This is a genomic window from Actinomadura barringtoniae (assembly GCF_017573505.1).
GTDB lineage: Bacteria > Actinomycetota > Actinomycetes > Streptosporangiales > Streptosporangiaceae > Spirillospora > Spirillospora barringtoniae.
Genome location: NZ_JAGEOJ010000008.1, coordinates 48,967 through 72,702 on the forward strand (window position 1 = coordinate 48,967; position 23,736 = coordinate 72,702).

22 protein-coding genes are annotated in these 23,736 nt (G+C 72.2%); 14 read left to right on the plus strand and 8 right to left on the minus strand.

Annotation, left to right across the window (positions count from 1 at the left end; all coding sequences use genetic code 11):
* Positions 1-64: 64 nt before the first annotated feature.
* Positions 65-922: a helix-turn-helix transcriptional regulator gene (locus J4573_RS20125; RefSeq protein ID WP_208257314.1), complete on the minus strand. Its 858-nt coding sequence runs from the start codon at positions 920-922 to the stop codon at positions 65-67.
* Positions 923-991: 69 nt separating this feature from the next.
* On the opposite strand from J4573_RS20125, the gene J4573_RS20130 reads away from it, so the two are divergent.
* The 5 genes from J4573_RS20130 (at position 992) to J4573_RS20150 (ending at position 6,044) form a co-directional block, all read left to right on the plus strand.
* Positions 992-1,564 (plus strand): hypothetical protein, encoded by a 573-nt coding sequence (locus tag J4573_RS20130; RefSeq protein ID WP_208257315.1) that lies wholly within the window; start codon positions 992-994, stop codon positions 1,562-1,564.
* Positions 1,565-1,595: 31 nt separating this feature from the next.
* Positions 1,596-2,660: an ABC transporter substrate-binding protein gene (locus J4573_RS20135; RefSeq protein ID WP_208257316.1), complete on the plus strand. Its 1,065-nt coding sequence runs from the start codon at positions 1,596-1,598 to the stop codon at positions 2,658-2,660.
* Entirely contained in the window at positions 2,653-3,672 is a 1,020-nt protein-coding gene (locus J4573_RS20140; RefSeq protein ID WP_208257317.1) for a FecCD family ABC transporter permease, read from the plus strand. The genes J4573_RS20135 and J4573_RS20140 overlap by 8 nt, the downstream gene beginning before the upstream one ends.
* Entirely contained in the window at positions 3,672-4,439 is a 768-nt protein-coding gene (locus J4573_RS20145; protein WP_208257318.1) for an ABC transporter ATP-binding protein, read from the plus strand. Before J4573_RS20140 ends, J4573_RS20145 begins: the two co-directional genes overlap by 1 nt.
* Before the next feature lie 141 nt (positions 4,440-4,580).
* Complete coding sequence (locus J4573_RS20150) at positions 4,581-6,044, plus strand: hypothetical protein (protein ID WP_208257319.1); 1,464 nt, start codon at positions 4,581-4,583, stop codon at positions 6,042-6,044.
* Here J4573_RS20150 and J4573_RS20155 read toward each other — a convergent pair.
* Together J4573_RS20155 and J4573_RS20160 are read right to left on the minus strand one after the other, a co-directional pair.
* On the minus strand, positions 6,041-7,225 hold the full coding sequence (locus J4573_RS20155; RefSeq protein ID WP_208257320.1) for a CaiB/BaiF CoA transferase family protein: 1,185 nt from the start codon (positions 7,223-7,225) through the stop codon (positions 6,041-6,043). The two genes, J4573_RS20150 and J4573_RS20155, sit on opposite strands and share 4 nt — an antisense overlap.
* Positions 7,225-8,403 carry an acyl-CoA dehydrogenase family protein gene (locus tag J4573_RS20160; protein ID WP_208257321.1) on the minus strand — a complete coding sequence of 393 codons (1,179 nt, stop codon included), beginning with the start codon at positions 8,401-8,403 and terminating at the stop codon, positions 7,225-7,227. The genes J4573_RS20155 and J4573_RS20160 overlap by 1 nt, the downstream gene beginning before the upstream one ends.
* A 45-nt stretch (positions 8,404-8,448) precedes the next feature.
* On the opposite strand from J4573_RS20160, the gene J4573_RS20165 reads away from it, so the two are divergent.
* The 3 genes from J4573_RS20165 to J4573_RS20175 all read left to right on the plus strand — a co-directional run bounded on the left by J4573_RS20165 (position 8,449) and on the right by J4573_RS20175 (position 11,727).
* Complete coding sequence (locus tag J4573_RS20165) at positions 8,449-9,600, plus strand: acyl-CoA dehydrogenase family protein (protein WP_208257322.1); 1,152 nt, start codon at positions 8,449-8,451, stop codon at positions 9,598-9,600.
* Between the two features lie 85 nt (positions 9,601-9,685).
* Positions 9,686-11,164 carry an FAD-dependent monooxygenase gene (locus J4573_RS20170; RefSeq protein WP_208257323.1) on the plus strand — a complete coding sequence of 493 codons (1,479 nt, stop codon included), beginning with the start codon at positions 9,686-9,688 and terminating at the stop codon, positions 11,162-11,164.
* Positions 11,161-11,727: a TetR/AcrR family transcriptional regulator gene (locus J4573_RS20175; RefSeq protein ID WP_208257324.1), complete on the plus strand. Its 567-nt coding sequence runs from the start codon at positions 11,161-11,163 to the stop codon at positions 11,725-11,727. Before J4573_RS20170 ends, J4573_RS20175 begins: the two co-directional genes overlap by 4 nt.
* A gap of 20 nt (positions 11,728-11,747) precedes the next feature.
* Here the strand turns inward: J4573_RS20175 and J4573_RS20180 are convergent, their stop codons facing one another.
* Genes J4573_RS20180 through J4573_RS20190 form a run of 3 tightly spaced genes read right to left on the minus strand, consistent with a single transcriptional unit; the run spans position 11,748 to position 15,396 of the window.
* Positions 11,748-13,199: a sugar ABC transporter ATP-binding protein gene (locus tag J4573_RS20180; protein ID WP_208257325.1), complete on the minus strand. Its 1,452-nt coding sequence runs from the start codon at positions 13,197-13,199 to the stop codon at positions 11,748-11,750.
* A gap of 1 nt (position 13,200) precedes the next feature.
* On the minus strand, positions 13,201-14,268 hold the full coding sequence (locus J4573_RS20185; protein WP_208257326.1) for a sugar ABC transporter substrate-binding protein: 1,068 nt from the start codon (positions 14,266-14,268) through the stop codon (positions 13,201-13,203).
* A gap of 54 nt (positions 14,269-14,322) precedes the next feature.
* The gene (locus J4573_RS20190; RefSeq protein ID WP_208257327.1) at positions 14,323-15,396 is read right to left on the minus strand and encodes an ABC transporter permease; all 1,074 of its coding nucleotides are present in this window, start codon (positions 15,394-15,396) and stop codon (positions 14,323-14,325) included.
* Between the two features lie 104 nt (positions 15,397-15,500).
* Here J4573_RS20190 and J4573_RS20195 point away from each other — a divergent pair, with 104 nt between their 5' ends.
* From J4573_RS20195 to J4573_RS20220, 6 genes are read left to right on the plus strand one after another with little or no spacing between them, the layout of a single operon-like run.
* The gene (locus J4573_RS20195; RefSeq protein WP_208257328.1) at positions 15,501-16,229 is read left to right on the plus strand and encodes an SDR family NAD(P)-dependent oxidoreductase; all 729 of its coding nucleotides are present in this window, start codon (positions 15,501-15,503) and stop codon (positions 16,227-16,229) included.
* A gap of 16 nt (positions 16,230-16,245) precedes the next feature.
* The gene (locus tag J4573_RS20200) at positions 16,246-18,036 is read left to right on the plus strand and encodes a GMC family oxidoreductase N-terminal domain-containing protein (RefSeq protein WP_208257329.1); all 1,791 of its coding nucleotides are present in this window, start codon (positions 16,246-16,248) and stop codon (positions 18,034-18,036) included.
* The gene (locus tag J4573_RS20205; RefSeq protein WP_208257330.1) at positions 18,033-19,667 is read left to right on the plus strand and encodes a thiamine pyrophosphate-binding protein; all 1,635 of its coding nucleotides are present in this window, start codon (positions 18,033-18,035) and stop codon (positions 19,665-19,667) included. Before J4573_RS20200 ends, J4573_RS20205 begins: the two co-directional genes overlap by 4 nt.
* 41 nt (positions 19,668-19,708) lie before the next feature.
* On the plus strand, positions 19,709-20,479 hold the full coding sequence (locus J4573_RS20210; RefSeq protein ID WP_208257331.1) for an IclR family transcriptional regulator: 771 nt from the start codon (positions 19,709-19,711) through the stop codon (positions 20,477-20,479).
* 48 nt (positions 20,480-20,527) lie between these two features.
* Positions 20,528-21,259: a maleylpyruvate isomerase family mycothiol-dependent enzyme gene (locus tag J4573_RS20215; protein WP_208257332.1), complete on the plus strand. Its 732-nt coding sequence runs from the start codon at positions 20,528-20,530 to the stop codon at positions 21,257-21,259.
* 48 nt (positions 21,260-21,307) lie between these two features.
* Entirely contained in the window at positions 21,308-21,715 is a 408-nt protein-coding gene (locus J4573_RS20220) for an SSI family serine proteinase inhibitor (RefSeq protein WP_208257333.1), read from the plus strand.
* 19 nt (positions 21,716-21,734) lie between these two features.
* Here the strand turns inward: J4573_RS20220 and J4573_RS20225 are convergent, their stop codons facing one another.
* A complete protein-coding gene (locus tag J4573_RS20225) occupies positions 21,735-22,553 on the minus strand; it encodes an HTD2 family dehydratase (RefSeq protein ID WP_307796736.1) in 819 nt (272 codons plus the stop codon).
* The gene (locus J4573_RS20230) at positions 22,550-23,701 is read right to left on the minus strand and encodes a CoA transferase (protein WP_208257334.1); all 1,152 of its coding nucleotides are present in this window, start codon (positions 23,699-23,701) and stop codon (positions 22,550-22,552) included. Before J4573_RS20230 ends, J4573_RS20225 begins: the two co-directional genes overlap by 4 nt.
* Positions 23,702-23,736 lie beyond the last annotated feature (35 nt).

Below are 23,736 nucleotides of genomic sequence, written 5' to 3' on the forward strand. Positions count from 1 at the left end.
CCGGCGGCCAAACAGTGCCCCTCTAACCTGGGTCTGCCACCACCACCCTGGGAGGCCGAAATGATCAGCCCGCCTCGGCCAGGCGGATGGTCATCAGACGCTCCAGCCGGGCCTCGGTCCCGGTGTCCGGACGGGGGTTGTGCAAGATCAGGTGGTGTCCGGGGCGGTCCGGCAGCGGCAGCGCCGTCGAGTCGAAGATCAGCTCGCCGACCTCGGGATGCCGCACGGCCTTGACCGCCTGCGTGTGCTCGATCACGTCGTGCCTGGCCCACAGCTCGGCGAACTCGGGGCTGACCTCGCACAGGTCGTCCGCGAGCCGCCCGAACTCCGGGTCGTCGGGGAACCGCGCCGCGTCGCCGCGGAAGCCCGCCGCCACGTCCGGCGCCGCCGCCTCCCACTCGCCGTGCATCGCGCGGTAGCGGGCGTTGGTGAAGAACGAGACCAGGCAGTTGTGGTCGGTGTCGCCGTAGCCGAACACCGCCCGCGCCGCGTCGTTGATCGCGATGAAGTTCCAGTAGCGGTCCCGCACGTAGGCGGGCCGCGGCGCCCAGGCGTCCAGGATCCGCTGCATCTCGGGCGTCACCGGGATCGCGGGCGCGACCTCGGCCCGCGGCGGGTTGAGCCCGGCCAGCAGGTAGAGGTGGGCGCGTTCGGGATCGTCCAGCCGCAGCGCCCGGCCGATCGCGTCCAGGACCTCCTCGGACACCTTGATGTCGCGGCCCTGCTCCAGCCAGGTGTACCAGGACACCCCGACCCCGGCGAGCACGGCGACCTCCTCGCGCCGCAGCCCCGGCGTCCGGCGCCGCCCGGCCTCGGGCATCCCCACGTCCTTGGGCGTGAGGCGCGCTCGCCGGGTGCGCAGGAAGTCGCGCAGTTCCTCGCGGCGGCGGTCGTTGCGGGCGGACGGGGTCGGACTGGCCATATCGCCAGGATATCGGCCGACCCCAAGCCCCAAGATCAGCAGGTCGGGACCGCCCCATAGGCTGGCCGGGTGCAGATCACGCGGCTGGTGCGGGGCGGGTTCCTCGCGGCCGTCTGCACGCTCCTCGCCCTCGCGGGACACGCGCTGGGCGGCGCCTGCTGCCTGCCGCCGATCTCCGCCGTGCTGGCGACCGGTGCCGTCGTGGGCCTGCTCTGCGTGGCGCTCGCGAGCCGGATGCTCTCGTTCTGGAAGATCCTGGTCGTGGTCGGCTGGGCCCAGGTGGCCTTCCACGTGGCGTTCACGATGGCGGCCCCGGGACCGGCCGGGGCCCACCACATGAGCGCGGCGCCCGTGCCCTCGCCCGGCGTCCGCTCCGGCATGGGCCTGTCCATGCTGGCGGGCCACGCGGCCGCCGCGGTCGCCGCCGCGCTGCTGCTCGCGGGTGCCGAACGGGCCCTGTGGTGGCTGCTGGGCGCCGTCTTCGCGATCGCGTTCACCCGCCTGGTGCTGAGGCCGGTCGAGATCCACCGGCCGCCGTGGGCGGTGATCGTCGCCGACGACGCGCCGCCGCGCCTGGGTGTCCTGCTGGCCCGTGCCGTCCGGCGGCGCGGCCCTCCGATGGAACGGCTTCACGCCGTCTGATCTCTCACTCCATCGGAAGCAAGGAACCCCCATGTTCACACGCAGTTTCGTGCTGCCCTCAATCGCGGCGCTCGCCCTCACCGCCGCCGCGTGCGGTACGTCCGCGAACGGCACCTCCAGCACCGCCCCGGCCACCCCCGCCAAGACCGCCTATCCCCTCACGATCAGCAACTGCGGCCAGAAGGTCACCTTCAAGGAGCCGCCGAAGCGAGTCCTCATCCTCAACGGAACGTCGGTCGCCGAGGTCGAGAGCTTCGTCGTGCTCGGCCTGCAGCGCCACGTCCTCGCCAACGCCCAGTCGTACGGGGTGTCCGACGATCCCGCCATGGTCGCCGCGATCAAGGCGATGCCCACCGGCGGGCTGAAGATGAACAAGAACTTCGAGGTGCCCGCCGAGCAGGTCCTGGCCGCCAAGCCCGACCTGGTGGTGTCGTACTGGTCGGGCGGCTTCGACCCCAAGAAGGGCCTGGCGACCCGCGGGCAACTGGCCGCCGCGGGCATCAACACCCTGGTCAACCCCGTGAACTGCGCGTTCGGCAAGCCGGAGGCCTCACCGGCCGAGAAGCGGGCGTACGCGAACGTGTCGATCGCGTCCTCGCAGGAGTTCATCCGGCTGCTCGGCCAGATCTTCGACGTCCAGCACAAGGCCGCGCAGGTCGCCGGTGACCTGCGGCGCAGGCTCGACGCCGTACGGGCCCGCACGGCCGGCAGGCCGCCGAAGAAGGTGCTGATCGCCTACCCGGGCATGTCGATGATGAACGCCAACGGCCTGCCCGCCGTCTGGACCGGCCGCGTCGCCGACGAGGTCGTCGAGGCGGCCGGCGGGACCAACTCGTTCGGCGGGCAGCCCTCCGAGGCGGTCAGCAGCATCAACAAGGAGCAGCTGGCCGCCGCCCAGGTGGACGTGCTGGTGGTCGGCGCGTTCCAGCCGTCGGAGAACCCCGCCGAGCAGGCCCGCAAGCTCTTCGCCGAGTACCCGCAGTGGAAGGCGTCCAGGACCGGGACCTACACGACGGTCGCCGACGGGGTCTTCCTCGGCCCGCTGAACGCGGTCGCCGCCGAGAAGCTCGCCAAGGTGGTGCAGCCCGGTGCCTGAGCTCCGTACCGTCGCACTCGTCGCGGGCCTGGCCGTGGCGCTGGTCGTGGCCTCGGCCGTGTCGATCTCGATCGGCTCGGTGAACCTGCCGCTCGCCTCGGTCTGGAAGGTGATCGGCGCCCGGCTCACCGGCTCCGGCCCCGGCGACCCGCTGCGCGACCAGGTGATCTGGGACATCCGCACGCCGCGCGTCCTGGTCGCCGCCCTCGTCGGCGCCGGGCTGAGCGTCGCGGGCGTGGCGCTGCAGGCGCTGGTCCGCAACCCGCTCGCCGACCCCTACATCCTCGGGATCTCCTCGGGCGCCTCGCTCGGCGCGGTCCTGGTCGTCTCGTTCGGCGCCACCGCGCTCGGCGGCCTCGGCGTGACCGGCGCGGCGTTCGCGACCGCCGTGCTGACCGTGCTGCTGGTGTACGTGCTGGCGCAGCGCGGCGGGCGGCTGCTGGACTCGCGGCTGGTGCTGGCCGGGGTCGCCGTCGGCTACCTGTGCTCGGCCGCGACCAGCTACATCCAGCTCCAGGTGAGCCCGACCGAGCTGCACGCGCTGATGTTCTGGCTGATGGGCAGCGTCGCGGGCGCCACCTGGTCCGACCTGGGCGTCCCGGCGGCGGTCATCGCGGTGTGCATGGCGTTCCTGCTGCTCCAGGGCCGGAGCCTGAACGCCCTGATGGCCGGTGAGGACGCGGCGGCCTCGCTCGGCGTCCCGGTGCAGGCGCTCCGCGTCGCCCTTCTGATGATCGCCTCGCTGCTGACCGCGACAGCGGTCAGCGTGGTCGGCGGCATCGGGTTCGTCGGCCTGATGGTGCCGCACGCGGCGCGGTTCCTGGTCGGCGCCGACCACCGGCGGCTGCTGCCGGTGGCGGCGCTGCTCGGCGCGGTCTTCCTGGTGCTGGTGGATCTCGCCACGCGCACGGTCGACCGGCCGAACGAGCTGCCGGTCGGCATCTTCACCACCGCGCTCGGCGTCCCGTTCTTCCTGTGGCTCCTGCGGCGCCGAGCGGCCGGGAGCGCCTGATGCGGCTGACCATCGAGGGTCTCACCGCCGAGATCGAGTCCACGCCGATCGTGTCCGGCGTCGACCTGGTCGCCGAACCGGGCGAGTTCGTCGGCCTGATCGGCCCGAACGGCAGCGGGAAGTCGACACTGCTGCGGACCGTCTACCGTTCGCTGCGGCCCGCCGCCGGCATCGTCTCGCTGAACGGGGACGACCTGTGGCGCATGCCCGCCCGCCGCGCGGCGCTGCGCCGGGCCGTGGTGACCCAGCACGGCGACGTGACCGCAGAGTTCACCGTCCGCGAGGTCGTCGCGATGGGCCGCGCGCCGCACAAGGGCCTGCTCGAACGCGAGGACACCGCCGACCGCGCGGTGATCGCCGACGCGCTCAAGCGGGTGGACATGCTGCCCGCCGCCGACCGCCTGTTCTCAACTCTGTCCGGCGGTGAACGCCAGCGAGTCCTGGTCGCTCGGGCCCTGGCCCAGGAGGCGCCGCTGCTGGTGCTGGACGAGCCGACCAACCACCTCGACGTGCGGGCCAAGCTCGGCCTGCTCGACCTGATCCGGTCACTCGGCCTGACGCTCCTGGCCGCCCTCCACGACCTCGACCACGCGGCCGCCTACTGCGATCGCGTGGTCGTCCTCAAGGACGGCCGGGTCAAGGCCGCCGGGCCACCGCTTGAAGTGCTCACACCCGCCTTCGTCGCGGACGTCTTCGGGGTCCGAGCCCACATAGGCGAGCACCCCATCACCGGCCGTCCGCACATCGCCGTGGCCTCCCTGGAGTGACCGAACGTGGCCACGCGGCAGCGAACCGTCAGCTCCGCCTGCCCGCGAGGACAGCGCAGACTGGCGTGATCGCGCTTGTTGCCGCGTGGCCACCCGAATTCGAATGAACCTCCCAAACCCGGCAACCTTGGGGAGGCGGCCATGGCGCAGAAGAAGGGCCCGACCGAGCAGCACCTGAAGGCGGCACTGCAGTTCGTCGCCGAGAGCGAGCTCACGGTCGCCAAGATCACTCCGCTCGTCACCAAGCCGTTCGACGAGCAGATCGCCGCACTGCCCGAACCGTGGAGATCGCTGGTCAAGGCCGAGGCCCAGGCCAACGCCGCCGCCCTGACGCCCAAGCTCCGGGCCAAGGCGCCGGATGTCGCCACCGAAGCGATCAAGGACGTGATGAACGGCTATGTGTATCCGACCCTCCAGATGACCGATGCGGAGGTCGTCGACCTGGTGTCGCAGAACGTCACGGTGGCGGGATTCCTCAAGACCGACCTCGGAAAGCACTACGCCGGCCTCTTCACCAACTTCGTGAAGGTCACGGCCGACTGGAAGTGGTGCGGCGCGCGGGTGCAGGACGCGCAGAAGGAGGTGGAGGCGCTCGTCGCCAAGGCGAAGGAGCTGAACACGGCGGCGGACCTCGTCCTCACGACGATGCTCAACGCGGGCAAGTCCGCGCCCGGCACCATCGCCGACACGCGCCAGCAACTCGTGCTGGTGGGCAAGGACGCTCTGTTCGGCCAGTGCGTCGGACCGCTCCTCAGCGAGCTGAACTCCTCGATCGACGAGATCGAGGTACGGCTGAAGGGCTGCACACCGGCGGCGTTCACCACCTGCCTCCTCAAGCTCCAGGGCCGGACGCTCAGCAAGATCACGGCCGATGACATCCGCCTGGTCTGCGGCCCGGTGACGCAGCTCAGCACGCTCTGCGAGCTCGACGCCAAGAGCATCCAGGCCTGGATGTCGGACGGGACGCTCAACGCGCTGAGGCCCGCGTTCACCAAGAACCACCACCCCGCCGGCTTCCTGAAGCTGCTGACCGTCTACGGCTTCCAGGGCTGGGTCGCGGTGTGCTCGCTCAAGAGCCCGGACAAGAAGGCCAAGGTCATCACCCTGTGGCCCGACATCCAGCAGGAGTTCGTCAACCAGGTGCCGGCCAGGTCGTCGTCCCCGCTCATCGTCAGGTTCATGGAGCTCGCCTGCACGGGCACCGACGTCAAGGACTCCTGCATCAAGATCATCCAGGGCCCGAAGAACGCGATCACGGTGGCCAAGGAGGTGACGCCGTTCGGCTGGCAGCTCATCGGGGACGTCCGCTTCCCGCGCGCCTTCAGCAAGGGAACGGTCTCGACCGACGACGCCTGCATCAAGCACGTCGCTGAGGAGGTCGGGCCCGGCGCCACGGCCGCCAAGCTCCAGAAGTACTTCGAGGAGATGGTCGTGGCCTGTGTCGAGGCGGGGAAGCTCTTCACCCAGGGCGGCCAGGTTCCGATGTCGGCCTACACGATCGAGTGCGCGGTGGGGGTCTGGAACATCATGATCGGGACCTCGGGGCAGAAGAAGATCTTCCACATCGACAGCGGCTATGAGAAGTCGAACTGGGTGAAGGCCTAGGCGACCGTTCCCGAGGCGCGGAGGCGGGCGACGGCCTCTGAGGTCCGGCCCAGCTCGGCCAGCAGGGTGTCGGTGTGCTGGCCGAGCTCGGGGATCGGGTCCATGCGGGCCTCCGCGTCCGCGAACGTGATCGGGGGCAGGATCGCGCGCAGATCACCGACCGGGGAGCCGACGTCGCGCCAGCGATCTCGGTCGGCGAGTTGCGGGTGGGCGACGAGAGCGTGCACGTCGTTCAGGGAGGCGTTGGGGACACCGGCCTCGTCGAGGCGGCGGACCAGTTCGGGCCGGGGCATCGCGGCGGTGACGCCCGCGATGAGGGCGTCGAGCTCGTCGCGGTTGCGGACGCGGGCCTGGTTGGTGGCGTAGCCGGGGTCGGAGGCGAGGGCGCCCAGGTTCAGGACGCGGGTGGCGAGGGCGACCCACTGGCGGTCGTTCTGCACGCCGATGACGACGTCCTCGCCATGCGCGGTCGGGTAGGCGTCGTACGGGGCGATGACGGGGTGGCCGAGGGTGGAACGGCGGGGCGGCCGGCCGGTGTAGAGCGTGGAGTAGAGGGCCTGGCCCATCCACTCGGAGACCGCGTCGAACATCGTGACCTCGATCGCCGCGCCCTCGCCGGTGGTGCCGCGCCGCACCAGCGCGGCCAGGGCGCCGGAGAACGCGTACATCCCGGCGGCGATGTCGGCGAGCGGCGACCCGGCCTTGACCGGCGTCTCGGGGGTGCCGGTCACCGAGATCAGCCCGGCCTCGGCCTGGACGAGCATGTCGTAGGCGCGCTTGTCCCGGTACGGGCCGCGCGAGCCGTAGCCGGACATGTCGATCACGATCAGGCGGGGGTGGCGGGTGCGGAGGGAGTCCGCGCCGAAGCCGAGGCGGGCGGCGGCGCCGGGCGCGAGGTTCTGCAGGAAGACGTCGGCGCCGGCGACCAGCTCGGCGAGGATCGCGCGGCCCTCGTCCTGCTTGAGGTCGAGCGCGATCGACTCCTTGGAGCGGTTGAGCCAGGCGAAGTGGGTGCCGAGACCGCCGCGCACGCCGCTGTCGTAGGCGCGCGCGAAGTCGCCGCCGTCGACGCGTTCCACCTTGATGACGCGGGCGCCGAGGTCGGCGAGCTGGCGGCTGGCGAACGGCGCGGCGACGGCCTGTTCCAGCGCGACGACCGTGATGCCATCCAGCGGCAGCATCAGGCCTCGTCGAGGAGCCGGCGACCGATGATCATCTTCTGGATGTCGGCGGTGCCCTCGCCGATCAGCAGCATCGGCGCCTCCCGGTAGAGGCGTTCGATCTCGTACTCCCTGGAGTAGGCGTAGCCGCCGTGGATGCGGAACGAGGCCTCGACGACCTCCTTGCAGTACTCGCTGGCCAGGTACTTCGCCATCCCGGCCTCCAGGTCGTTGCGTTCGCCGGAGTCCTTGCGGCGGGCGGCCATCACCATCATCTGGTGCGCGGCCTCGACCTTGGTCGCCATCTCGGCCAGCCGGAACATCACGGCCTGGTGTTCGGCGATGGGCTTGCCGAACGTCTCGCGCTGGCGGGCGTAGTCCAGGCCCAGCTCGTACGCGCGCCGCGCCACCCCGCACCCGCGCGCGGCGACGTTGACGCGTCCCACCTCGACGCCGTCCATCATCTGGTAGAAGCCGCGGCCGGGCTCGCCGCCGAGGATCTGCCCGGAGGGGATGCGGTAGGAGTCGAAGAGCAACTCGGTGGTGTCGACGCCCTTGTAGCCCATCTTCTCGATCTTGCCCGGGACGGTCAGGCCGGGCGCGACCTCACCGAAGCCCGGCTCCTTGTCGACCAGGAACGTGGTCATCCCGCGATGCCCGGCTTCAGGATCGGTCTTCACCAGCGTCGCGACGAGGTTGGCGGTGGCGCCGTTGGTCAGCCACATCTTCTGGCCGGTGATGACGTAGGAGTCGCCGTCGGGGACCGCGCGGGTCTGGATCGCCGAGACGTCGGACCCGCAGCCGGGCTCGGACATCGAGAACGCGCCCCGGATCTCGCCGGTCGCCATCCTCGGCAGGTAGTGCGCCTTCTGCGCCTCGGTGCCGTAGTGGGAGATCATCCAGGCCACGATGAAGTGGGTGTTGACGATCCCCGACACGCTCATCCAGCCGCGCGACAGCTCCTCCACGACCAGCGCGTAGGTCAGCAGCGACTCGCCGAGCCCGCCGTGCCCCTCGTCGATCATCAGGCCGAACAGGCCCAGCCCGCGCATCCCGTCCACGATCGCCTGAGGGTAGGCGTCGGCGTGTTCCAGCTCGGTGGCGACCGGGAGGATCTCCTTGTCCACGAAGGACCGTACGGTCGCCAGGATCTCCCGCTGCTCGTCCGATAGCCCGTGCGTCTGCTGCAGTCTGCCCACCTCTATACGGTATTAGAACCACGTTCTGGAAAGGAGCCCGGCCCGGTGTTCAGGCTGAACGACGAGGAACGCGCCATCGTCGAGGTCGTCGCCGACTTCGTCGACAGGGAGGTCCGGCCGGTGGCCCGCGACCTGGAGCACACCGACACCTATCCGGAACGGCTGATCGAGCGCATGAAGGAGCTCGGCGTCTACGGCCTGGCCGTGCCCGAGCCGTACGGCGAGACCGCCGTCTCCAAGCGCTGCTACGCCCTGGTGACCGAGGAACTGGCGCGCGGCTGGATGTCGCTGGCCGGAGCGTTCGGCGGCCACACGGTCGTCTCGCACCTGATCGCCACCTTCGGCACCGAGGACCAGAAGGAGCGCTACCTGCCGAGGATGGCGACCGGCGAGCTGCGCGCCACGATGGCGCTCACCGAGCCGTCGGGCGGCTCGGATCTGCAGGCGATGACGACCGCCGCGCGCCGCGAGGGCGACCGCTACGTGATCGACGGCGCCAAGATGTGGATCACGAACGCGCGCAGGTCCGGCCTCATCGCGCTCATGTGCAAGACCGATCCCGCCGCCGAGCCGCGCCATCGCGGGATCAGCATCCTGCTGGTGGAGAAGGGGCCGGGCCTGACGGTCTCGCGCGACCTGCCCAAGCTCGGCTACAAGGGCGTGGAGAGCTGCGAGCTGTCGTTCAGCGGCTACGAGACCCCACTGGAGGCCGTGCTGGGCGGCGAGGAGGGGCGCGGCTTCGCGCAGATGATGCGCGGGCTCGAGGTCGGGCGCATCCAGGTGGCGTCCCGCGCGCTCGGCGTCGGCCGCGCCGCGCTGGAGGACTCGCTGCGCTACGCGCAGGAGCGCGAGGCGTTCGGCAAGCCGATCTGGCAGCACCAGTCGGTCGGCAACTACCTCGCCGACATGGCCACGAAGCTGAGCGCCGCGCGCCTGCTCACCCTCGACGCCGCCGACCGCCTCGACGCGGGCGAACGCTGCGACATGGAGGCGGGCATGGCCAAGCTGTACGCCTCGGAGGCCGCGATGGAGATCGCGCTGAACGCCGTCCGCATCCACGGCGCCGCGGGCTACTCCACGGAGTTCGACGTCGAGCGCTACTTCCGCGACGCGCCGCTGATGATCGTCGGCGAGGGCACGAACGAGATCCAGCGCAACGTCATCGTCCGCCAGCTGATCGAGCGCAACCGGATCTGATCCCCGTTCCCGCCGGAGGTCTGGACTTCTCCGCGCGCCCGCTATTTAATTAACGGAACCGTACCGTAAATAAAAAGGGGCGGACATGGACGACGTGATGGTGGTGGGGGCCGGACCGACCGGGCTGGTGACGGCCTGCGCCCTGCTCGGGCAGGGGGTCCCGGTGCGGGTGGTGGACCGGGCGGACGGGCCCGCGACGACCTCCCGGGCGCTGATCTTGCACGCGCGGGGCGTCCAGGTGCTCGACCGGCTCGGCGCGCTGGGCGACCTGCCCGACCGGGTGATCCGGGTCCAGGGCGTCGCGGTGTACGCCAACGGAGCCCGCGTGGCGAAGGTGGCGCTCGATCAGGCCCGCGCGTCCACCCCGATGATCGTGTCGCAGGCCGAGGTCGAGGCGGCGCTGCGCCGCAGGCTGGCCGAGCTCGGCGGCGAGATCGAGTGGAACACCGAGGTCACCGGCGCCACCCAGGACGAGGACGGCGTCACGGTCGGCCTCGACGACGTCGAGCGGACCCGGGCCGGGTGGCTGGTCGGCTGCGACGGCGCGCACAGCCGGGTGCGCGCGCTGGCGCGCGTGCCCTTCCCCGGCGTTCCGCTGGGCGAACGGTTCCTGCTGGCCGACGTGCACGCCAAGTGGGACGCCGACCGGCACACGACGGCCGCGTGGCTGCACCGCGACGGGCTGCTGCTGGCCTTCCCGCTGCCGGGCGCCTCGGACCTGTGGCGGCTGATCGCCGGTCTCCAGCCCGGCACCGACGACGTTCCGGACGTGACGGCGGCGTTCACCCAGATCTTCCGGGACCGGACGGGCGGCGCCGGGCCCGCGATCCGCGCGACCGAGTGGACGTCGGTCTTCCGCATCCACCGGCGGCTGGCGGGCGACTACCGGAACGGGCGGATGCTCCTGGCCGGGGACGCGGCCCACATCAACTCGCCGATCGGCGGCCAGGGCATGAACATCGGCATCGCGGACGCCGAGAACCTGGCGTGGCGGCTCGCGCTCGTGATCGGCGGCCAGGCCGACTCCGCGCTGCTGGACACCTACCGGGACGAACGCCGGCCCGCCGCCGCCGGCGCGCTCACCGGCACGACCGCGGTGACCCGCCTGCTGCTCGGCGCCAACCCGATCGTCCGCACGGTGCGCGACCGGCTGGCCTCGGCCGCCGGGGTGCCCGCCGTGCACCGGCTCGCGCTGGACAAGGCGTCCCAGCTGGGCCTGTCCTACCGTTCCGGCCCGCTCTCCCCCGGCGGCGTGCTGCGACGGCACGCACCGCGCGCGTGGGGCGGGCGGCGCGGGCGGCGCGGGCTGCAGCCGGGCGACCGCGTTCCGGACCGGGCCTGCCTGCGCGCCGACGGCAGCCGCACCCGCCTGTACGCGGAACTGGGCCGCGGTTTCGTACTGCTCGGCGAGCCCGACCCCCGCGTGCGCGAGCTGCTGGGCGACCGCGTGTCGGTCCTGTCTCCGCTGAACGGGCACGGACACGGCATGCTGGTACGCCCGGACGGCCATCTGGCCTACCGCGAGGGGCTGGCGGACATGCTGCGAAAGGGACGCGTGCGTTGACACAGAGCAGGGGCCGCGGGCGCCCGCGCGATCCGCAGGTGGACGAGGCGATCCTCGAAGCCGCGCTGGAGCTGTTCATCGAGAAGGGCGCCGAGGCCACCAGCATCGAGCAGATCGCCAGGCGCGCCGGCGTCGGCAAGCTGTCGCTCTACCGGCGGTGGGAGACCAAGGAGGAGCTGCTCGCCGCCGCGATCGAGAACGCCCGCAGCCACATGCCGGACGTCGAGCTCTGGGACAGCGGCGAGAAGCTCGCCATCGACATCGTGCTCGACGCGGTGTCGGCGACCCTGGCCGATCCCCGGGCCCGCGGGCTGCTGGCGCAGCTGATCGGCTCGAGCCAGACCCATCCGTCGCTGCTGGCCACCTACTGGAAGCACTATCTGGGGCCGCGCCGCGAGCTGGGCGGCGCGCTCCTGCGGGGCGACGACGACCGCGACGTGACCATGGACATGCTGATCGGCACGGCCTTCTACCGGGTGCTGGTGCATCCGGACGAGCTGACGCCCGCCGAGATCCGCGCCTACCTGGTGCATCTGGTGGACCGGATGGGCGTCGAGATCTGACCGGGCGGATCAGGAGGCGTTCACGGCAGCGCGAAGCCCGCGTTCATGGCGAGGCTGATGTCGTGTTCGGTGAGCCGCTCCCCCTCCAGCTCCGAGGTGATGCGGCCGTGCTGGAAGACAAGGACGCGGTGGCTGAGCGCGACCAGCTCGAGGAGGTCGGTCGAGGCGATCAGCACGACCTTGCCGTCGGCGGCGAGCCCCTGGATGAGATCGTGCACCTCCAGGCGGGCTCGGACGTCGACGCCGCGCGTCGGGTCGTCCAGGACCACGACGGACGGATCGGCGTCCAGCCACTTGGCGAGGACGGCCTTCTGCTGGTTGCCTCCGGACAGGGACGAGGCGGGGCTGTGCACGTTCCCGCGTATGCGCAGCCGCTCGGCCAGCGCGGCGGCGCGTTCGGCCAGCTTGCGCTGCGAGGGCAGCACGCCGTCGCGGCCGAGGGCGACGCTCTGCACGGCGGTGATGTTCTCCCAGAGCCGCTGCCGCAGCATCAACCCGCGGCCCTGGCGGTCGCCCGACACGTAGGCCACCCCGGCGCCGACCGCGTGGCGGAGCGAACGCGGCGTCACCCCGTTCGGCAGCAGGACCCGTCCGGAGGAGGGGCGGACGCGCCCGCACGTCACGTCCAGAACGCCGAGGTGACCCGCGCCCTGCAGACCGGCGACGCCGACGATCTCCCCGCCTTCGACGTTGCACAGGACGTCGCGCAGGACGCCGGGCACGGTCACGTGGTCCAGCGTGAGGGTCCGTCCCTTGCGGAGCGTCGGTGCCGGAGCCTTCGCCGTCGCCTCCGGGGCTGCCTCACCGAGCATGGCCGCGACCAGTGAGTCCAGGCTGACCCGGGAGACGTCCTCCCCCGCCAGGACCGTACGGCCGCCGCGCAGGACGCTCACCCGCTGGGCGATGCGCAGCACGTCCTCCAGGTAATGCGAGATGTACAGGACGGCCAGGCCGCGCTCGGCGAGCCGCCGGGTGGTCTCCTCGACCCGTTCGACCGCGGCGCGCGGCAGGGCGCTGGTCGGCTCGTCGAGGATCAGCACGCGCGGCTCGGTGAGCAGGGCCCGGCAGATCTCCAGCAGCTGCTGGTCGGCGAGCGACAGCGCACCGGCCCGCTCGTACGGGGAGACCTCCAGGCCGAGCTCGGCGAGGACCGGCGCCGCGCGCCGCGCCATCGCGCGGCGGTCGGCCAGCCCCGCACGGCCGGGGCCGCCGTGCGGGAACAGGTTCTCCACGACGGTGAGATCCCGGAAGATCATCAGCTCCTGCGACACGATCGCGATCGGACCGGCCTCCAGCTCGACCGTCCCGGCGTCCTGCCGCACGATGCCGCAGAGGATCTTGACCAGGGTGGACTTGCCCGCGCCGTTCTCCCCCACCAGGCCGTGCACCTGGCCGCGCTCCAGCGCGATGCCCGCGCCGTTCAGCGCGTGCACCCCGCCGAAGCGCTTCACGAGTCCGGTCGCGGTCAGCATCTCAGCGGGCCTCCTTCAGCGGCTTGATCCCGGCCTGCACGTTGGCCAGCAGCTTGTCGATCTGCGGCTTGTACCAGGTGTACGCGGCCTCCGGCGAGGTCTCACGCTGGATGATCTGGTCCACGTTGGCGGAGGTCACCGCGAGGCCCGGCATGACGAACCAGCCCTCCGGCAGCTTGCCGCCCTCCCGGACGGTCTTGCCGAGCACGGCCTGGGCGACGTAGCCCTTGAGGAAGTGCTCGGGGTCGATGCCGACGAAGTTGGTGCCCTTCTTGACCGCGTCCAGCGACTTCGGGTCGACGTCGAACGCGGCGGTCAGGTACTTCCCCTTCTCCTGTTCCTTGATCTTGGCGAGGTCGTAGCTGTCGGCGTCGCCCACACCGAGGAAGGCCAGCGCACCCGGGTTGGCGTGCACGAGCGATTGCCAGGCGCCGTAGTTCTGCGCGGGATCGCTGTAGGTCTGGAACGGGCCGACCACCTTGATCCCGGGGGCCTGCTGCGCGAGTGTCTCCTTGATGCCGCGCGCACGGCTGTCCAGGACCGGCGTGCCGGGGTTGGGCACGCCGACCACCACGGTCCCCTTGGCGTCCTTGCCGAGCTTCTTCACCGTCTCGGACGCCAGCAGCGCGCCCAGCGCGTAGTTGTCGTTGCCGACGTAGAACTCCACCTTGCTGCCGTCGGTCGGCGCGGTGTCCAGCGCCACGATCGGGGTGCCCTTGTCGACGGCCTGCGCGGCCGGGCGGGTGAACAGCGGCGGCGCGAGGTTCTCCAGCACGACGCCGTCGGGATGGGTCACGGTGAGGTTCTGGAACAGCTGGACCTCGGCGGGCCCGTCGGTGTTGGGCGGGCCGACGACCTTGTAGTCGATGTTGCCCGCGTGCTGCGCCGCGGTCTGCGCGCCCTGGTACATCGAGCGCGCGAAGTTGAGGCTGTAGTTGGCGACCGCGATGCCCATCTTGAGCTTCTCGTTCTTCTTCCCCGACCCCGAGGAGTCGCCGCACGCGGCCGTTGCGGCGAGGGTCAGGGCGAGCGCGGCCGACAACGCGGCTCGCGGGCGACGGCGGAACATCGGGACCTCCCGTGACGTCTGGGCCGTTCACCCCGCACGGCCGGAAGTGAAGCCTCATCCGCCGCGCAGGCGGCGGACGGTGGAGCCGACGGCGACCGCGATGAGGATCACGGCGCCGGCGGCGAAGGTCGTCCAGTTGATGGGGACCTCGAAGAACACGAGCGCGGAGGCGACCACGTTGAAGATCAGCGTGCCGACGGCCGCGCCGATCACCGAGCCGCGCCCGCCCGAGAGCGGGGTGCCGCCGATGATGCAGGCGGCGATCGCGGTCAGCTCGTAGCCCTGGCCGATCGTCGGGTCGCCCGCGGTGAAGAAGGACAGCGCCAGGACGGCGGCCACCCCCGCCATGAGCCCCGACAGCGCCAGCGCCGCGATCCGGGTACGGGTCATCGGCAGGCCGGTGAACTCGGCCGCCTCCGGGTTGGAGCCGATGGCGCGCACGCGCGCGCCGAACCGGCCCCGGGTGAGCACCACGGTCAGCACCACGACCGCCACGGCGAAGACCCACACGGCGGTGGGCACGCCGTACAGGTCCCCGCCGACCTTCACGAACAGCGCGTGTTCGGCGGGCAGCCCGCCGACCTGCTTGCCGTCCGCGAGCGCGAGCCCGATGCCGCGGAACAGCATCGAGGTCGCGAGGGTGACGATGAACGACGGCAGCCGCATCACGGTGGTGACGGCGCCGTTCACGGCGCCGAGCGCCAGCGACATCACCAGGATGACCACGACGGCCAGCCACGGGTCCATCCCGTGGGTGATCAGCACCGCGCCGGTGACGACCCCCATCGCGAAGAGCCCGCCGACCGACAGGTCCACCTCGCGCATGGCCAGCGGGAACACCATCCCGCAGGCCATGAGCCCGACGTAGACCGCGTTGTGCGCGGTCGACAGCAGGTTGCCGCTGCGCAGGAACTCCGGGTGCGCGAGCCCCACCCCGAAGACGAGCGCGAGCAGGACGACGATCACCACCGTCTCGTCCCGGGCGAGGACGCGCAGACCGCCGCGCCCGCCGCTCAGCAGGCGGGCGCCCGGGCCTTCGCGGCTCGTGGTGGCGGGCGGGGTGACCGTCCCCGACGTAGTCGGCCCGGGGGGTGTGGGGGGTCGGCCCCCCTCGGGCGATGCTGACATGGTGGCGAGCATGAGACGGCTGTCTACAGGCGGACAAGCGAGTCGTTTCACTCAGCGGAATGGCCGCCTTGCCCGTGGCCGCGCGGCGGCACAGGCTGCCGCGCATGGAGCGCATCGCGATCGTCACCGGCTCCGCGCGCGGGCTCGGTCAGGAGTTCGCCCTCGCGCTGGCCGGCCGCGGTCATCTCGTCGCCGGGTTCGACGTCGCCGACCAGGCCGAGACGTCGCGGCGCGTCGGCGGCGACCGGTTCCACCCGGTGGAGGTGGACGTCACCGATCCCGTCGCGGTCGGCAAGGCGGTCGCGGAGGTCGCCGGGTACTTCGGCGGCCTGCACATCGTGGTGAACAACGCCGGGATCTACCCGCCGATCCCGTTCGAGGAGACCACGCTCGAGGACTGGCGCCGCATCATGCGGCTGAACCTGGAGGGCCCGTTCCTGGTGACGCAGGCGGCGCTGCCGCACCTGCGGGCCGCGCGCTGGGGCCGGATCGTCAACATCGTCTCGGCCGTCGTCTTCCTCGGCCCGCCCGACCTGGTGGCGTACACGACGTCCAAGGCCGGCCTGGTCGGCTTCACGCGGGCGCTGGCGAGCGAGGTCGGCGGCGAGGGCATCACGGTGAACGCGATCTCGCCCGGCCTCACCCGGACCGAGACCGCCGCGCGCAGCACCGGCGCGGACGGCGGGTTCGAGCGCGTACGGGAGCTGCAGGCGGTGCCCGCGCAGGAGATGCCCGGCGACCTGGTCTCGACGCTGCTGTACGTGTGCGACGAGGGCAGCGGGTTCCTGACCGGCCAGACCATCAACGTCGACGGCGGATCGGCCAAGCACTGAGGATTCGGGGAGCGTGATGCGGAGCGTACTCAGCCCGGCGGAGGCCGCGGTGCTCGCCGACCTGTGCGAACTGGTGGTGCCCGGCTCCTCGGCGATCGGCCCCGAGCTCTACATCGAGCTGGCGATCGCGGGCATGCCGCAGCGGACCGAGGACGACCTGCACGCCGCGATCGGGCTGCTCGCCTCGATCACGCGGCCCGAGGCCCTGGCGCCGCTCACCGCGACGGCGGCGTTCGGGCTGGTGCGGCGGCTGGCGATCGAGGCCTATTACGGCGGGTTCGCGGCGCCCGACCACAGCGGGCCGACCGGCTGGGACGAGATCGACTTCAATGCCCCGCAGGCCCGCAGGCTGGCGAGGGACTGGTCGTTCCTGGCCGAGCCCGAGCCCGCCTCCGATCCGCTACCTGACACGGTCGGCACCGTGGTCGTCGGGTCGGGTGCGGGCGGCGGGCTGGTCGCGGCCGAGCTGGGCAAGAACGGCCACGACGTGCTGGTCATCGAGGCGGGCGGCCTGCACCAGGCCTCCGAGCACACGCGGTTCGAGCTGGAGGCGCGGCATCGGCTGTGGTGGCCGGCCCGCTTCGCCGACACCGGCGAGGACGACGAACCGGTCGCGCTGCTGGCCGGGCGCTGCGTGGGCGGGTCGACGGTCATCAACACCAAGGTCGCGATGCGGGCGGCGCCGTCCGACCTCGCGCGGTTCCGGGCACAGACGGGCCTCGCCGAGGATCTCGACCCCTGGTACGGGCTGGTCGAACGGTGGCTCGGCGTGCGGGAACGCGCCGACTGGACGCCCAGCGTTCACCGGCTGCGCGAAGGCCTGCGCACGCTCGGCGCCTCCCTGGAGCCGGTGCGGTCCTACACCGACCACAACTGCACGCGCTGCGGGTCGTGCCTGCAGGGCTGCCCGACCAACGCCGGCAAGTCGGCGCTCAACACGTTCATCACCCCGGCGCTCGGCCGCGGCGAGATCCGCCTCGCCACCCGGGTCACCGCCGAGAGCCTGCTCATCGAGGACGGCGCGGTCACGGGCGTGGTCTGCCGCACCTCGCGCGGACGCGAGACCGTGCGGACGCGGACGGTCGTGCTGGCGGCGGGAACGCTGAACACCCCGCGGATCCTGCTGTCCAGCCCCGGCTTCGACCGCCCGGTGGGCCGCACGCTCGGCCTGCATCCCGCACGCCTGGTGTACGGGCGGTTCGACGAGCCGCAGGACTGCCACCGCGTCTACCCGATCACCGCGCACTGCCTGGACCGACAGGAGGACTTCGTGCTGGAAGGGACCACCATCCAGGATCCCGTCTCGTTCGCCGAGAGCCTGGTCGACGAGGCCGGGCGGCCGCTGTGGGGCGAGCGGCTGGCCGCGGCGGCGCGGGCGTACCGGCACTGGGCGGGCGTGCTGGTGATGGCCGGCGACGAGAACACCGGCGTGATCGAGCCCGCACTGGACGGCGGCTCGATCGTCACCAAGCGCTTCAGCCGCGCCGAACGCGACCGGATGGACGAGGGGCTCGCCTTCGCCTCGGCGGCGCTGCGCGCGGCCGGGGCGCGCGAGGTGATCTGGACCGGGCTCAGCACGACGCACATGCAGGGCAGCGTCCCGATGGGCGAGGACACGGTGCGGTCGGCGGTCGACTCGTGGGGCCGCAGCCACGACGTGGCCGGGCTGCACGTCGCCGACGGCTCGGTGATCCCCGCGTCGATGTCGGTGAACCCGTCGCTCACGATCATGGCGCTGGCCGCCCGCGTCGCCGCCGGGCTCGTCCGCGAACACGCCGAGGCGAGCCGCACGGGGGTGCGGCGATGAGGCCGGCGGAGGCGCTGCTGGAGATCCTGCGCAGCGAGGGCGTGACGCGGATCTTCGGCAACCCGGGCACGACCGAGCTGCCGCTGCTGGAGGCGCTGGGCGACGCCACCGATCTGACGTACGTCCTCGGCCTGCACGAGGGACCTGTCGTCGCGATGGCCGACGGGTACGCCCGCGCCACCCGGCGGCCCGCGTTCGTCAACCTGCACATCGCGGCGGGCGTCGCCAACGGGCTGATCGGGATGCTGAACGCCCGCCGCTCGCGCACCCCGATGGTGATCACGGCCGGGCAGCAGGACCGGCGGCACCTGCTCCAGGACCCGATGCTCGGCGGCGACGTCGCCGCGATCGGCGCGGCCGGGGTGAAGACGGCGATGGAGGTCCGGCACGCCTACGACCTGCCGCTGGTCATGCGCCGGGCGTTCGCCGAGGCGGTGCGGCCGCCCGCCGGCCCGGTGCTGGTGGTGATCCCGATGGACGTGCTGGAGGAGGACGGTGCGGTGACCGTGCCCGACCGTTCACCCGTACCGGTCCACGGGCGCGCGCCCGCCTCGGAGGTCGGGCGGGCGGCGGCGCTGCTGGCGGCGGCGCGGCGCCCGGTGATCGTCGCCGGTGACGGGATCGGGCGGGCGGCGGCGAACGGCGAGCTGGTCGAGGTCGCCGAACGGCTCGGCTCGACGGTCTTCCAGCAGCCGATGTTCGACGGCGTCAACTTCCCCGGCACGCATCCGCTGAACGAGGGCATGCTCGCGCCGCGCAACACCGTGGTCCGCGAGGCGCTCGCGCCCCACGACGTGCTGCTGCTGGCCGGGTGCCAGGGCTTCAACCCGCACCACTACACGCCGGGGCTCCCGGTGCCCGACGGCCTGGCGATCGTGCAGGTCGACGCCGATCCCGCCGACATCGGCCGCCACTTCCCGATCGACGTCGGCCTGGTCGGCGACGTCGGCGTCAACCTGCGCGCGGTCGTGGCCGCGCTCGGCGAACAGCCGCCCGAGGCGAAGGCACGGCTCGAACGCGCCGCCCAGGCCACACGGGACCGCGTCGCCGCGCTCGACCGGCAGGCCCGCGCCGCCTACGGCGACGCGCCGCTGGATCCGCTGGCCGCCGCGCACGCCATCGCCACCGGGCTGCCCGCCGACGCGGTCGTGGTGGAGGAGGCGATCACGGTCGGCGTGAAGCTCCGCTCGGTGCTGCGGCAGGACCGTCCCGGCTCCTACGTCCACACGGTCGGCGCCGGGCTCGGCTGGGGCATCGGCGCCGCCGTCGGCACGTCCCTGGCCGACCGTTCACGGCCGGTGGTGGCGGTGCTCGGCGACGGGTCGGCGATGTTCGGACTGCAGGGCCTCTGGACGGCGGCGCGCCACCGGCTGCCCGTGCTGTTCCTGGTCATGAACAACGGCGAGTACCGCACCCTGAAGGACACGATGGACGAACGCAAGCGAACGGGCGTCTACACCGGTCTCGACCTGGGGCCACCGGGACTCGACTGGCTCGCCGCCGCCGAGCTGTTCGGCCTGGAGGGGCGCCGCGTACAGGACGCCGGAGGCCTGCACGCGCTCGTCGCGGGCGCCGCCGATCTGGGCGGCCCGCTGCTGGTGGAGGTGCCGGTGACGGCACACGGCCGATGACGGGGCTTGATCCCGGCGAGGAGTCCGGGGACCATCCGGAGATGAGCGTCCCACGGTCGGTTCTGGCGCGCGGCCTGATGCTGCTGGACGCCTTCACCCCCGCCGATGTCGAGCTGTCCCTGTCGGAGCTGGCGACGCGGACGGGCCTGCCCAAGACGACCGCGTACCGGCTGCTCGGCGAGCTGGTGACGTGGGGCGCGCTGGAACGCACGCCGTCCGGTTACCGGCTCGGCATGCGACTGTTCATGCTCGGCCAGCGCGTCTCCCGGTCGCGCGGGCTGCGCGAGGCGGCGCTGCCCTACCTGGAGGATCTGTACGAGGCGACGCACGAGAACATCCATCTCTGCGTTCCCGACGGCGTGCACACGCTGTTCCTGGAGAAGGTCAGCGGGCGCCGCTCGACGCCGATCATCTCCCGTGTCGGCGGGCGGCTCCCCGCGTACTGCACGGCGACGGGCAAGCTGTTCCTGGCGTTCGGCCCGCCGGACGGGCTGCGCAGCGTGCTGGCCGCCGGGCTGACCCGGCACACCTCGCACACGATCGCCATGCCCGGCCTACTCCGCCAGGAGCTGGAGCGCACGCTCGAACGGGGCTACGGCATCAACCGCGAGGAGTCGGAGGCGGGTGTCTCGGCGGTCGCCGCGCCGGTCTACGACCATCGGCGCCGGGTCATCGCCGCCGTCTCGATCACCGGCCAGTCGGCCCGGCTGGACCTGCCCCGGCTGGCTCCGGCGGTCCGTACGGCCGCGCTCGGAGTCTCCCGCGAGCTGGTGCACGCGGCGGCGGTCGGGACGCTCGTCCTGCCGAACTAGAGGCGAAACCGGGGCGAAACCGAACTAGATTCGGTTATCGTGGCGAACGTGGACATCCTCGATGATCTCGCCGCCGAATACGCCGCCCTGGATTCGGTGCTCTCCGGCCTCACCCCGGACCTGTGGGCCCGCCCCTCCCTCGCCGACGGCTGGTCGGTCGCCGATGTGATCCTGCACCTGGCCCAGTCCGAGGAACTCGTGCTGGCCTCGGTCTCCTCACAGGCACAGCACAACTTCCGTGACGGTGACAACGACCTCGACGACGTCATGGACCGCGCGGTGGCCTCCGAACGCGGCGCGTCCGGCGCCGACATACTCGCGCGCTGGCGCAAGGCCTCCAGCGAGGTGCACGCGACGCTGAGCGCCTGCCCTCCCGGCGAGAAGATCGCCTGGGCGACCGTTCCGCTCCCGCCCCGCACGCTCGCGACGACCCGGCTGGCCGAGCACTGGGCGCACGCGCTGGACGTCACGGTGCCACTGGGCATCGACTACCCCGACACCGCGCGGCTGTGGCACATCGCGCGCCTCGGCCAGCGCACGCTGCCGTACGCGTTCACGGTGGCGGGCGAGGAGGGCGGCCCGGTGCACTGCAAGCTCACCGGTCCGGACGGCGAGGAGTGGGAGTTCGGCGACGCGGACGCGCCGTCGGTCATCAGCGGCCCCGCGGGCGAGTTCTGCCGGGTCGGCGCGCGCCGCGTCGCCCCCGAGGACACCACGCTCAGCGCGATCGGCCCGCACGCGGCCACCGCGCTGCGCGTGCTGCGCAACTACGCGGTCTGACGACCGCGCGTCACGTGACTTTGTCGTCACTGACGGTAATATTCGATCATGAGCAAAGTGCTGACCTGCGCCGCGGCGGCGGCGATCGCCTGCCTGACGGTGGCGTCCGCGACGGCGGCCGCCACCGCGGCCGGGACGCCGCGCGGAGACCTGCAACTGTGGGCCTCGCGCGGGGAGTCGTTCAGCGAGAACACCGCCACGGTCATGCTGCAGTGCTCGCCTGACTCGGGCGACCACCCGAAGGCCAGGGACGCCTGTGCGGCGATCACGAAGGCGGGCGGCGAGTTCGAGGCGATGAACGGGAGCGGGATCTGCACCCGGGAGTACGCCCCGATCACGGTCGCGGCGCTGGGCACCTGGGACGGCCGGCAGGTCAGCTTCTCCAAGAGCTACGCCAACCGCTGCGAGATGCGGAACGCGACCGGCGCCGTCTTCGCCTTCGGCCCCGGAGCTTGAGGTCTAGGAGCCTGAACGCTTAGGAGAACGTCGCCGTCATCGCGGTGACGCCGCCCGGAGCCTCGATGGCCAGCGTTCCCCCGGCGGATCCGGCGGATCCGGCGGCGATGATCGGCTGGCGGGCGTAGACGGGCCTGCTCGCGCGGAACGACAACTCGCGTACGGCATGCCCGGCCCGGCGCGGCAGCTCCAGGCACAGGATCGCCAGCAGCGGGCCGTGGACCACCAGGCCCGCGTGCCCCTCGATCTGGGTCGCGTACGCCTCGTCGTAGTGAATGCGGTGGGCGTTGTAGGTGAGCGCGCTGAAGCGGAAGAGTGACACCGGATCGGCCGTGAACGACAGCTGCCAGTCAGCGGTCGTCGTCTCTGGCGTCTCGTAGGAGACCTCGGGCGGTTTGGAGGCGGCGTCCCCGCTCCGGTAGACGAGGTCCTGCTCCTCCTGCGCGATCGCCGTTCCGTCGCGCAGGAACGTGTGCCGTACGGTCACGAACAGCATCTCGCCGCTGCGTCCCTGCTTGACGGTGGTGGCGGCCAGCTCGTCGCGGCGCGTCACCGTGTCGCCGAAGCGGATCGGCTCGTGCAGGGTGAAGCGCCCACCGGCGAACATGCGGCGGCGGTCCGGGATGGGCGGCAGGAAGCGGCCCCCACGCGGGTGCCCGTCGGGTCCGAGCTCGTTCTGCGGAACGCGGTCCAGGAAGTGCAGCCACTGCCACAGCGGCGGCAGCGCACCGTCCGGCGGTGTCACGTCCAGCACGCCCGCGAGCGCGGCGGCCGGAGCGGCGTCGATCATCTCGGTGGTCTCGACCGGCTCGGGCGCCCAGCCCTCGATGTCGATCACGCCACCACACCCCTGGCCCGCAGCTCGTCGGCGTCCATGCCCAGCGAGGCCAGGACCGCGTCGGTGTGCTCGCCGAGCTCCGGTGCCGGGACGGCGGTCCGTTCACCGGTGTTCAGCGGGATGGCGGGTGCGCGGACGCGGCCCACGCCCGGCTGGTCGATCTCGTTCATGAGCGGGCTGCCCTCCAGGTCGAGCTCGGAGAAGCGCTTGTAGGGCGCCCAGAGGACCGAGGTCCCGGCGAGGGCCTTCTCCACGTCGGCAAGCGTGCGGCACTCGAACCAGGGGGCGAGCAGCGCGGCGAGGGCTTCGCGGTGCCGGTAGCGGTCACCGTCGACGGAGAAGTCGGCGCGCAGCATCCGTCCGAGCTCAGCGACCGTCTCGGCGACGCCCGTCACCTCGCACAGGTCGGTGAAGTGCCGGGTCGTGAGGGCGACGACCATCACCCGCCCGTCGCCGACGGCGAAGTCGCGGCCGAACCCGCCGTAGAGGTAGTTGCCGATCCGAGGCCGTTCCTCCCCCAGCTGCGCCTCGGCGAGGAAGCCCAGGTTGCCCGCGGTCGCGAGCGCCACGTCGTACAGCGGCAGCTTGATCTGCGCGCCCTCGCCCCTCCGGGCCCGGCGCCGTTCGGCGGCCAGCAGCCCGACCGCCGCGTACAACCCGCAGGCCACGTCCCACGCGGGCAGCACGTGCGAGACCGGCCCGGCGTGATCGACCGGGCCGGTGACCAGCGGGAAGCCGATCTCGGCGTTGACGGTGTAGTCGACGGCCGCGCTCCCGTCCGGGCGGCCCTCGATCTGCAGGTGGATGAGGTCGGGACGTACGGCCGACAGCGCCTCGTAGCCCAGCCAGCCGCGCCCGACCGCGTTGGTGAGGACGATGCCCGCGTCCGCCGCGAGGCGCGTCACGACCTCGCGGCCCTCGGGCGAACGGAAGTCGACGGTCACCGACCGCTTGCCCTTGTTCATCCCGGTCCACAGCAGGCTGGTGCCGGACGGGGCGAGGGGCCAGCGGGAGGTGTCGGCGGCGCCGCCGAGCGGATCGACGCGGATCACGTCCGCGCCGAGCTGGGCGAGGGTCATCCCGCCCAGCGGCGCGGCGACGAAACTGGAGACTTCGACGATCCGCAGGCCTTCGAGCATGCCAAGCATGCCCTGATCGTGTCAGACCCTCCCGAGGGGGGGAC